This is a genomic window from Streptomyces sp. NPDC050448 (assembly GCF_040655295.1).
GTDB lineage: Bacteria > Actinomycetota > Actinomycetes > Streptomycetales > Streptomycetaceae > Streptomyces.
This window is the reverse complement of record NZ_JBFAJR010000085.1, coordinates 1-8,545: the sequence shown is the minus strand read 5'-3', so window position 1 is coordinate 8,545 and position 8,545 is coordinate 1. Positions and strand designations below refer to the sequence as shown.

At 69.7% G+C, this 8,545-nt stretch carries 6 protein-coding genes and 5 pseudogenes; 3 read left to right on the top strand and 8 right to left on the bottom strand.

The annotated features are described in order from the left end of the window. Positions 1-745: pseudogene (locus tag AB0I68_RS38460) on the top strand (hypothetical protein); the annotation flags it as partial. Between the two features lie 239 nt (positions 746-984). On the opposite strand, the pseudogene AB0I68_RS38455 reads toward AB0I68_RS38460, so the two are convergent. Then, positions 985-1,056: pseudogene (locus AB0I68_RS38455) on the bottom strand (transposase family protein); the annotation flags it as partial. Continuing rightward, complete coding sequence (locus AB0I68_RS38450) at positions 1,032-1,310, bottom strand: hypothetical protein (protein WP_363182096.1); 279 nt, start codon at positions 1,308-1,310, stop codon at positions 1,032-1,034. The pseudogene AB0I68_RS38455 and the gene AB0I68_RS38450, both read right to left, overlap by 25 nt. 319 nt (positions 1,311-1,629) lie before the next feature. Here AB0I68_RS38450 and AB0I68_RS38445 point away from each other — a divergent pair. Further along, positions 1,630-1,912 (top strand): annotated as a pseudogene (locus AB0I68_RS38445) (acyl-CoA dehydrogenase); the annotation flags it as partial. Positions 1,913-2,432: 520 nt separating this feature from the next. Here the strand turns inward: AB0I68_RS38445 and AB0I68_RS38440 are convergent. From AB0I68_RS38440 to AB0I68_RS38415, 6 genes and pseudogenes are all read right to left on the bottom strand, one after another. Continuing rightward, positions 2,433-3,080, bottom strand: a complete 648-nt coding sequence (locus AB0I68_RS38440; RefSeq protein WP_363182095.1) for an alpha/beta hydrolase — start codon at positions 3,078-3,080, stop codon at positions 2,433-2,435. A gap of 423 nt (positions 3,081-3,503) precedes the next feature. Then, positions 3,504-4,049 carry an EF-hand domain-containing protein gene (locus tag AB0I68_RS38435; protein ID WP_363182094.1) on the bottom strand — a complete coding sequence of 182 codons (546 nt, stop codon included), beginning with the start codon at positions 4,047-4,049 and terminating at the stop codon, positions 3,504-3,506. A gap of 709 nt (positions 4,050-4,758) precedes the next feature. Next, entirely contained in the window at positions 4,759-5,232 is a 474-nt protein-coding gene (locus AB0I68_RS38430; RefSeq protein WP_363182093.1) for a hypothetical protein, read from the bottom strand. 426 nt (positions 5,233-5,658) lie between these two features. After that, positions 5,659-6,300 (bottom strand): annotated as a pseudogene (locus tag AB0I68_RS38425) (IS5 family transposase); the annotation flags it as partial. A gap of 212 nt (positions 6,301-6,512) precedes the next feature. After that, positions 6,513-7,316, bottom strand: coding sequence for a hypothetical protein (locus AB0I68_RS38420; RefSeq protein ID WP_363182092.1), 804 nt, complete (start codon positions 7,314-7,316; stop codon positions 6,513-6,515). Between the two features lie 65 nt (positions 7,317-7,381). Continuing rightward, positions 7,382-7,888 carry a SigE family RNA polymerase sigma factor gene (locus AB0I68_RS38415; RefSeq protein ID WP_363182091.1) on the bottom strand — a complete coding sequence of 169 codons (507 nt, stop codon included), beginning with the start codon at positions 7,886-7,888 and terminating at the stop codon, positions 7,382-7,384. 180 nt (positions 7,889-8,068) lie between these two features. On the opposite strand from AB0I68_RS38415, the pseudogene AB0I68_RS38410 reads away from it, so the two are divergent. Further along, positions 8,069-8,317, top strand: a pseudogene (locus tag AB0I68_RS38410) (hypothetical protein); the annotation flags it as partial. Positions 8,318-8,545 lie beyond the last annotated feature (228 nt).

Sequence of the window (8,545 nt, the reverse complement as noted above, 5' to 3'; positions counted from 1 at the left end):
GAGCGGGGGCGCCCCGGCCGGGGCCAAGGCGGGGTTCCCGGTGGAGGAGCAGCCCTGCCCGCCCCCCACCGCGAACCCGCGCCCCTCCCTGCGGGCACCGGCGGCGGGAGCGGCCCCTACGGCGAAGGAGCCGCCCTCCTGGGTGGGCCGCGTCGCCTCCGGGCAGGAGATCCTCTCCGGTACCGATGTGGTGCTGCCCGTGCTGTCCTCGGTGACCGAGGGGGACGCGCTGGTCGTCAGCATCATGCTGACCAGCTCCTGCCCCGGCCCGGTCGCAGTCACCGACACCCAGGGCGACACGTTCCGCATCGTCGGCGACGAGACCGACGCCGCCCGGCACCGGACGCTGATCCTGGCCGCCTTCGGGGCGCACCCGCTCGGCACGTTCGACTCCCTGCGCGCGACGTACCCGCACGCGAGCAAGTACCACATCGCCGTAGACGAGTTCCGCGGTATCGGTGCGGCCGTCGGATACGCGCAGGCCCACGGGGAGACCGGCGGGACGGCCTTCAGCACCGGCTCGACCCGACTGGACTGCGCCGCCGGGGACCTGCTGGTGGGCGCGGTCGGCACCAACACCGGCTCCGCACCGGTCTTCACCGCCGAGTGGACGGCGATGCCGATGCTCCAGCTCTCCTCGTACCGGCTCACCACCGCTTACCGGGTCGTCCCGGCGGCCCAGACCTGCGCCGCCACGGGGACCACCACGGCCCAGTGGGCCGCGGCGGCGGTGGTCTTCCGCTGAGCACGGGGACCGTGGGCCGGGCGGCGAGACGGGCGGGGAGACGGGCGGAAGACACCGGTGGACATGAACTCAGTGACGGGACCTCCGTGCAGGGGGAGAGGACCAATGGCTTCAGCGGGCCGTGGCCGTGACCTTGGCTGCCTTGGCTAGAGCGGGCTGCCCATGAAGCGCGACCTCCTCCGGTCCGCCGGAGACGACCGCGAGAATGGCTCCGTCGCGCACCACGGTCTGATGTGGTCCGCTGCTGACTTCGAGACGCCGAACAGCAGGGCCAGCTGCCGCAGCGTCAGGTTCGTGCGCCACGAGGCCGCCCCCGGAGCCGGCTCGCATGCCCCGGCACCGAGGGGACGTGCCCGCAGTCGTTGGTGACGACCACCGCGACGCCGGCCATCGCCCCCGGTTTCGGGGTCCTCTTCTCCAGGCAGGTGATGGCCCCGGTCTTGGGCCCGCGCAGCAGCAGGATGGTGGAGTCGCCGGCCTCGACGCGTTCGGCGTGCTCCCAGCCATCGGCAAGGAGCTCGGCGAGCTCGGCCACGACGCGGGTGCGGTCAGGCAGATGGGCCAAAGCCCGCCGCATCGTGATGACCTGGTACCCGCCGACAGGGGCAAGGGCGGCCACGTCCCGCTGGTGACGTCGAGCAGTGGTAGGAGATCCCCTCAGACGAAGCTCCGGCCGCGTGCTCGATGGCGGACTCCGCCCAGTCCACTGCGTCCAGCCGGTACCCCGCTCCGGCGAGGAATCGGGCCAGCTCGCCGATCGGATGCTGCTGATCGAGTGCCGCCACCGGGTGGGATCTCCTCCGGTTGACGTCCGGCTGCTCCGCCGGCCAGGTGACTCCCGGACTGCTGTCAAAACGCTGCTGCTCTTCGACGCGTACAGAGCGGAATTGTTCGCGCTCGTGGTCCACGGCCGGCTGATCCTGGAGCAGGCCCGCCTGACCGACCTGGACGAATCCGTGCTCGACGAGCTGTTCTCCGTGCTCGTACGCGACTTCTCCGGGCACGCAGTGGAGCTGCACGGCGAGGACCCCACGCGGGCGAGCAGCAGGCCTGGGCCCTGGGCGCCGCCCGGTCGTCGACGAGGTCCGCTCGGCGCGGCTCCGGGCGCGTGTCGAGGATCCCCGGGGCCTGCGACCGGCAGGGCGCGCCATCCTCGGCCCCACCTGAGTCGGCGGCCGTCGACGTCAGTGCGACGGGATGGTCAGGGGCCGGTGCCGAGGGGCAGTCTGGACCGGCTGCGGACCGTGGAGACCTTCCTGTCCGCGCTCCTTGCAGAGACACGCGAGCGGATCACCGTCCTTGAGCAGGCCGAGCGCGTCCGCGCGGACCCCGCCCAGCACAAGGTGCCGGTCGTGGAATGGAGGATCCAGTACGGCATCAACGCCCGGCACGGCCCGAGGCCGTACACACCGGCGACTGCCGGCTTCCGGGCGCTCCCGGCCCGCGACCCGCGCAGCAGGGCATCGAGGCCCCGCAGAGCACCACGGCGCGTGCCTGCGAGATCTGCCGTGCCGATGTGGGGGCGCCGGTCCTCGTGATGCGGACGGCAGGATCTGTGGCCAGCGGCGGCCGAGCCGCGGCCTGCGGCGGACCGCGGCGTCGGCCAGTCCGGCCGTAGACCTGCTCGATGACGAGCCTCGGTTCGGATCGCTGCGGAAGGCAGGGTCAGGAAGTGGGTGCTGCGACATCAGTTCTTGCCGGCACCGGCCACAAGGTCGGCCAGCTCGACAGGACGGCTGAGCGCGACGCAGTGGCTCGCTTTGATCTCCTCAGGGACCACTCCGAGACGTTCCAGCGCGAGCTGGCGCAAGAAGTCGGGAGGAAGGAAGCGGTCCTCGGTGCACAGCACGAACCTGGTCGGCACAACAGGCCAGGCGTCGAGCGGCCACGGCTGGGCCGACGCGGCCGGCGATGGGTGGGCCCGTTCCTTGCTCATCGCCTCCTCAGCGAGTTCGCGGGACACATCGTGGTAGAACGCGACGTAAGGGTCGTTGCTGCCGGTAAGGCCACCGTCCCGGAGAGCCTGGCGCCGCACGGCCTCGGTGTAGCCGGTGTTGTTCCACCACTGGTCCGGTGATTCGCCCGGCGCAGGGACCATCCCGGCGACCAGGATCAGCGATGCGACCGGACGGCGGGCGGCGACCAAGGGCGCGGTGAATGCGCCGAACGACTGACCCACGACCACGAGATCGTGGTGGTCGCCGACTGCCTCGACCACGGCGTCGGCGTAGTCGTCGAGCGTCAACGAGTCGTCATCGCCCGGAAGGTCGGGAGTAACCACGCCATGCCCGCGCGCCCGAAGCTCCGCCTCGACCAGATGCCAGTACCAGCCCACGTCGCCGGCCCGTGGATCAATACGAACGTACTCACGGCAAGGCTCCCATCACTCTCCGAGAGCCGGTCGGGGTGACGCGTGATCCAACCGGTTACCTGCCGGACCCTGGCGCCGGGCCCGACGACGCCGATACGACGTCGGCGTCGTGGCCGCCGGTGGTGACTGATGAGCTTGTAGCCGGGGGGGCCTACGGGTTTGGTCAAGGCCGCCTGGGTGACGGCCCGGATGCCGCCATGGCCCAACACCCGGGCCTCGGCTCCCATCGGCAGCCGACGCTGACGTTCGTCCGGATGCGGGAACAACACACCAAACTTCACCGAACCTCATGGCCAGTTGGCCACGGGGCTCATCCGGGATGCGCGTACCACACCAACGAGCCAAAGGGGCGGAAGCAACACCTTGATTCTCTGCGAGCCCTGACCACTATGCCGGTTCAGGCCGGTACAGCAAGGCCGCCGCCAGCCCGTGCACACTCCCCGCGCCGCTGAAGTCCTCCCAGCTGATGGCACCGTCCCCGTCCGAGTCGATCAGTTCGAACGCGGCCGCCGCGTCCTGCGACGGCATCCCTTTGAGGGCCCGCCACACGGTGAACTCGTGGAGGTCCATCACTCCGTCACCGTCCCGATCGGCCACATTGAACTGTGCGTGGAGCACCGCCATCACCTCCGGCGAACCCGACGGCGCGCCCGAGGAGGCTTCCGAGGCCGGCAGGGAGGCAAACCACTCTCGGTACTCCTCCCGCCTGATCCTCCCGTCCCGATCGCGGTCGACCAGCTCGGCCTGCCGTTCCCACAGGGCTTGGTTCGCCTCGATCAGGGCGCGTGCCTTCGGCGAGTTCGGCCCCGCGCCGTACGACTGGAGCAGCCGCTCGGCACTGGCCCGGTAGTCGTCCGCGGTCAGTACCCCGTCACCGTTCGTGTCCAGCCGATCGAAGATATCGTCGGCCACTGCCACCTGCTCGGCACCCATGGCGTGAGCGTACGCCGCTCATCCGCAGCCCGCGCCGATTGCCGCACCCAGGGGCGTGTCCCGAGGCGTACTGGCGGTACATGGCGTCCTCCATGCAGCGACGATCGCCGAGGCGCCGGTATCCGGACACCTGCGCGGGCCCGGTCGAGTGAGTCAAGGCCGTCGGGACACCTCGCCTGCCGGCCGGGCAAGCACGGGAAGCTGCTTCCCGCGGGTGAGGACGGTGGCGTGGGGGTGGCTGAGGAGATCGGCACTCCGCGATGGGTGGCGGTCCGCGCCGAGGTGTGACCCAATGACAGCAAAGCGTATGGCACATAGAACAGCGGGACTTGCCGGAGTTGTCCGCTGACGGCACCGGTCGTGGTGAGGAGAAGCGAGTACAGGCCAGCTACCCGCCCGGCACTGAAACGCCGGTGGTGAGGCGCTGCAGTCTGGCGTCCACGGGCACCATCGCTCGCATCGGGCCACTGGCCCAGCGGCTGGTGCCGATTCGGTTGAGGCCTCGCAGTACTGGTCCCACGCGTGAGCGGGGGTGGTAAGTCCGCCAGCGCCAGTGAACGGGAGCGGGGACAGGTCGCCCGCATGCGGGCATCGGGGATCTGCTGGCGGGTGCTGAAGGGCGGCGGCCGTGGAACGGGGGCGGTCTGTGAGCTTATGGCCGTTTCGGCTAGCAGATTGCGTTAGCCCGCAGGACACCTTGGCCCATGGTTCACCCGCCGATTTGGAAGGGCACTCCGCGATCGTTGCCCAGCGACCGTCGTATGGCGTTGACGAGTCGTATCTGTGCCTGGGCCGGTTCTTGTTTGGCCGCGTGGAACTCCTCCGGGCTCAACGGATTCCTCAGTGGATCGGTCCGCCTCGCTACTTGCTCCAGGAAGCCATCGACGGCGTGGCCGAACTCGTCAATCGCTGTCGCCACATCGTTGGGGGCTACAAGGCTCACGCGTACCAGGACCGCACTCCACTCTCCCCAGTCGTAATCCCAGCCTCGACGGTCGGCATGCGCCCGCCCAATCTCCATCGTGAACTTGGCGTAGTGGCTGAACAGCTCCTGGTAGGCGGCCAACTGTTGGTCGCGGAGCCACTGCCGGTCCTGCGCACGCCGCGTGACGATGCCCCCGACCACGACGCCGATCGTGGCGGAGAGAGCCCCGGCCGCAGTTGTCACCAGCGTATCGAGCACTGCACCCCCGCCGTTCCGCGTTAGCGACTCAACCTTCGATGGCGACCGTAGTGGTGATCAGCGTTCCGCGGCAACGATATGTGTTTTTAGCAGGGTGTTCCGTGATGGGTGTCATCAGTTTCAGTTCGAGCTGATGTCGGGTGCCGCCGACGTCGGCTGGGGCAGGGTGAACAGGACGGGTTCGGGTTCGGTGAGGATGCCGCGGTTCACCAGTCGCTTCAGCTTGGCGCGGGTGCCCTCGGTGTGCCGCGGCTCCAGCCCGATGCCGAGAGCCTGGCAGACATCCCTGGCCCGCAGGCCTTGCCCGGCCTGCTCGAAGGCCGCGAGGACCTCGCGATAGCCGGCGGCAGCGGCTCGGGCAGCGGGGCACCGTCCTCGGCCGCCAGCTCCAGCACGGGCTCGCGAGTGACCTGGAGGCGTTGCAAGGCCGCGTGTGCCGGGCTCGCGCTGGACGACCTCGACGTCGATGCTCAGCCGGGCGCCGTGCTCGACAACGGCATTCTTGAAGCCGGCGTCGACCCACGCCTTGGTCACGGTGGGTGCGCTCGCGGCGACCTTGTCCAGCAGTGCGATGCCGATGGCGTTGTCGTGCACGCTGGCGGCGACCACCACCACGGCGATGACCAGGCCGAGGACGTCGGTGGCGATACCGCGCTTGCGACCAGGGCTCTTCTTGCCGGGGTCCAGTCCGGTGGTGTCCTTGGGTGCGTTCGTCGAGGCCCGTACGGTCTGTGAGTCCAGGACGACGGCGGTGGGGTCCTCGTGCCGTCTGCGCATCTCGCGGACCTGCCAGCGCAGCAGGTCGTGGATGGCCTCGGCGGTGCCGTCGTCGCGCCACAGTGCGAAGTAGTACACCGCGCTCTTCGGCGGCAGGTCGTGGGGCAGGTAGCGCCACTGGCAGCCGGTGCGGGCCTGGTAGAGGATCGTGTTCACGATCTCCCGCATGTCGTGGCCACCCACGTGCCCACTGACCGAGGTGTGCCGGCCCTTCCAGGACACGATGACCGGCCGGATCAGCTCCCAGGCCTCATCCGACAGGTCGCTCGGGTACGCAGGACGTCCACCCACGACCACCAGCACACCGCTTTTCCGGCCGACCGTGAAGCCCCAGATCCGGACACCCCGCCATCAAGCACTACGAGAACCACCGACGCTCGCAGAACACCCTCTAAGTGTCGAGGACCACCAGGCTTGGGTCGGCCAATCGTTTCCTCTTCTCCATGACCTGCCAGTGCGGCAGGCCGCGGACGTTCTGCCCCCGTTTCCGGCAATGCAACGGGTCAGCCGACGGCGCCGAGAATGGGCGCCCAGGCGGCACCGGTGAGTGCGGCCACCGCCTGCTGATCGGAAAGCGGGGGAGCGGCACGGGTCGGCTTTGGCGCGTGGGCGCCGCTGCCGCCGCCGGTGCTGTTCCACTGCACCAGCTGAAGCTGCGCGCCGGTCGCCTTCAGGGTCACCGTCACCGTCCAGCGGCGGGCGGTGTCGGCACGAGCCGGGTGCTCGGCCGCGGTCCGCTCCGACGTCACCACGGCCCCGCCGGGAATCGCGGCACTGCTCGGCAGCTCGCTGAGCGTGCAGGTGTCACCTGCGGCACGCGCGGGCGTCCGCTCGCAGCTCAGCCCGTCGCCGTCCCTGAGCGGCAGCTTGAGCCGCACGGCCGAGACGCCGACCATGGCGGCGCCTTGCCCGTCGTCGACGACCAGTTCACCGTTGGCGACGTACCCGCCGGACGGATCCGAGGGGTTGTTGCTCTGCCCGGTCACCTGGCTGAACCGGCCCCCGGGGAACGTCATCTCCAGGGCCTGGATCATCTGGGTCCCGGTGATCGCAGAACGGGGCATCGCCAGCGCCACCGGCTCGATGTCGGATCCTGCGGAGCGGGTCCCGGCGAGCGCGCCGGGGATCACCAGGCCGGCTGCCGCGATCACGGCGCAGGCGCCGACTCCGGCGATGACGCAGGCGCTGCGCCGACGCCGACGGCTCCGCCCGCGCTCGACGGCTCCGCTCAGGAGCGCGGTGAGATCGGGTTCGAGGGAGTCGGTCGTGCGGTCCAGGGCATGTGCGAGGTCTGCTTCGAACGGCATGCTGGCGTCACCTTTCTGTCGCTGATGGGGGCTTTGCTGCGGTCTTGACCTGCGTGCACCGGCGCTCAGTGCGGAACCAGGTCGGACAGGCTGTCGCCGAGCAACGCACGCACCCTGCCGAGTGCACGGGTGCCCTGGGAGCGGACCGCACTGCTGCTCAGCCTGAGCATCTGGGCGGTCTCCTCGATGCTGCGGTCCTCCCAGTAGCGCAGCAGAAGCACCGCCCGGTCGCGGGGCGGAAGTTGGCCGAGCGCGTCCAGCAGGGTCAGCCGCAGTGCGGCGTCCGGGCCGGACGCCGCACTGTCGGGCATGTGCCCGATGAGGCGCTCGCCGGTGCTTCGCCGACGCCGCAGGCTGAGGAAGGTGCGGACCAGTATTGTCTGGGCGTAGGCCGCCGGGCTGTCCGCACCGGCCACCCGGTTCCAGTGCACGTACACCCGGCTGAGGGCTTCCTGGACCAGGTCCTCGGCAAGATGCGTGTCGCCGGCCGCGAGTACGTACGCCGAGCGATACAGCGCCTTCGCCCTCGCGGCCACGAAGTCCAGGTACTCATCCTCCTGAGCTGATTTCACTCGGTCCCCGCCTGTTCTCTTGTTTTGTGATCCCCGTGCATACCCCTCATGACTACGTGAGACGTCAGGATGTCGCGCGGGCGGGCCATCTTCTCTTCCACCGCTGCCGCGTCAACAGCGCTCCGCGGGAGCCGGAGGCACGACGCCAGGCCCGGTGGGGGCCGACCGGGGCGCGTTGTCGATACCGGATGCGTCGTCCTGCCCAGCCGCTGGGGCGTCGAACGAACCCTGGCCTGGCTCATGCACGCCCGCCGCCATGCACGCGACTACGAGAGGCTCGTACAGCACTCCGAAGTCCTGATCACCTGGGCCGCCATCAGCCTCATGACCCGCAGGACCGTCCAGAAGAAAATCTCCTGGGACGGACGCGAGGACAAGCAAAATAGCCTCGTGAACGACGCCCCTCGAACTGGCCCACAGATAAGCTGACCGCACTCCGCCTCGGCAGGAGACTGGTAGCGGAAGTCCCAGCAACGCGGACTGACGCCGGGCATTCGTGGCCGTCACCCCCAGGAAGAGCCCACGTGATTCCAGGCACATGAGCAAGGACGGGTTCGCAGCAGAGCAATAGTCAAGAGTTGTGGGTGGGGTCCTCCGACGCGGTGATCTCTGCTGCCGCGAGCCTGGCGTCTTCGCGCACCTGTGGGTCGGGGTGGC